This is a genomic window from Butyricicoccus sp., from assembly GCF_050872565.1.
Taxonomy (GTDB): Bacteria; Bacillota; Clostridia; order Oscillospirales; family Butyricicoccaceae; genus Butyricicoccus_A.
Genome location: NZ_JBNMHC010000418.1, coordinates 1 through 1,737, shown reverse-complemented (window position 1 = coordinate 1,737; position 1,737 = coordinate 1). Strand labels below are relative to the sequence as shown.

The window sequence follows — 1,737 nt, the reverse complement described above, 5'->3', positions numbered from 1 at the left end:
CATGGACGATAGCCGTCCACCGTCAGCGAAATTCGCCCCGTGCCGCGCGTGTAGGCAATGACCTCCATTGGATAATCCCGCATGGAAGAGACCGGCGCTGTGCCTGTCAAAATCGAATAAGTACCATCGGTCTCCGGTGGGTCAAACGTACCGCCGCGCGCCGGAATATCCGTCATAGCACGACCGATAAACTCCTGCGGCACCTCCAGACGGAACGCATACCACGGCTCCAGCAAAATAGACTCCGCTTTCATCAAGCCCTGCCGAATCGCGCGATAGGTTGCCTGTCGGAAATCGCCGCCTTCTGTATGCTTGGCATGTGCTCTGCCCGAAAGCAAGGTAATGCGCATATCGGTAATCGGAGACCCCGTCAGCACACCCAGATGCTCTCGTTCTGCCAAATGCGTCAAAATTAACCGCTGCCAATTGCGGTCGAGCTTGTCTTCACTGCAAACTGTGTCAAATTCCAAGCCTGCGCCGCGTTCTAACGGTTCAAGCAACACATGCACCTCTGCATAATGCCGCAGCGGTTCAAAATGTCCCACACCCTCCACAGGCGCCGCAATAGTCTCTTTGTACACGACATTGCCTTCACCAAAGGAAACATCCAATCCAAATCGCTCCGCAATCATGCTTTTGAGGATTTCCAATTGAATTTCGCCCATGAGCTGGATATGAATCTCCTGTAAGCGTTCATTCCAAAGAATATGCAATTGCGGATCCTCTTCTTCCAGCTGCTTTACATTGCGCAGGGTTGACGGCACATCTACGCCGTCCGGTAAGATGAGCTGATAGGTCAACACCGGAGACAGTACCGGTTCGATAGACACCGGTTCCAAGCCCAGCGCATCGCCCGGCTGCGTGCGTTTGAGTCCTGTTGCCGCGCATACACTGCCCGCTGGCACGCTGTCCACCATTTGATACTTGTCTCCGGAATACAGGCGGATCTGGTCAACTTTGTCCTCCCATACCTCGTCCTCCTGCACAGAAAGTCCTGCATTGGTGAGTACCGTTTTTACTTTTAATCCGCCGCCGGTAATCTTCATCCATGTCAGACGATTGCCCTGCGGATCGCGAGAAATCTTATATACCTTCGCGCCAAACTCCTTAGGATAAACTGGATCAACCGTATACGCTTCTATGCTCTGCAAAAATTCTTCGACACCTTCCAATTTCAGCGCAGAGCCAAAAAAGCACGGAAAAATCTTTCTGTGCACGATGGCATATCGCAGCTGTTCCTGCGTTAATGTTCCCTCTTCCAAGAAGGATTCCATCAGGGTCTCATCGCACATTGCCGTTTCTTCATCGCGCTCTGCCGAATCTCGTTGGGACGAAAAATCAATACAATTGTCACTCAGCCGGCTTTTGAGCTGTGCAAATACCGTATCTCTATCAGCAGTATCCAAATCCATTTTATTGATAAACACAAACGTCGGAATGTGATACTGCTCCAGTAGCTTCCACAAGGTCTCCGTGTGTCCCTGCACGCCTGCGCTGCCGCTGATAACTAAAATGGCATAGTCCAGCACTTGCAGCGTGCGTTCCATTTCCGTCGAAAAGTCCACATGTCCCGGCGTGTCGAGCAACATCATTCTCATATGTTCTCGCTCTAAAATCGCCTGTTTGGAGAAAATGGTAATGCCGCGTTCGCGCTCCAAATGATAGGTATCTAAAAAGGCGTCTTGATGATCGACACGCCCTAATTTTTTCAAATTTCCGCTTCGATACAGCATAGCT

1 protein-coding gene is annotated in these 1,737 nt (G+C 50.9%); it reads right to left on the bottom strand.

All coding sequences use genetic code 11. The features are described 5' to 3' along the window. Positions 1–1,737: GTP-binding protein (locus tag ACR0P9_RS12050; RefSeq protein WP_432620479.1), on the bottom strand; the 1,737-nt coding region annotated here is incomplete at both ends.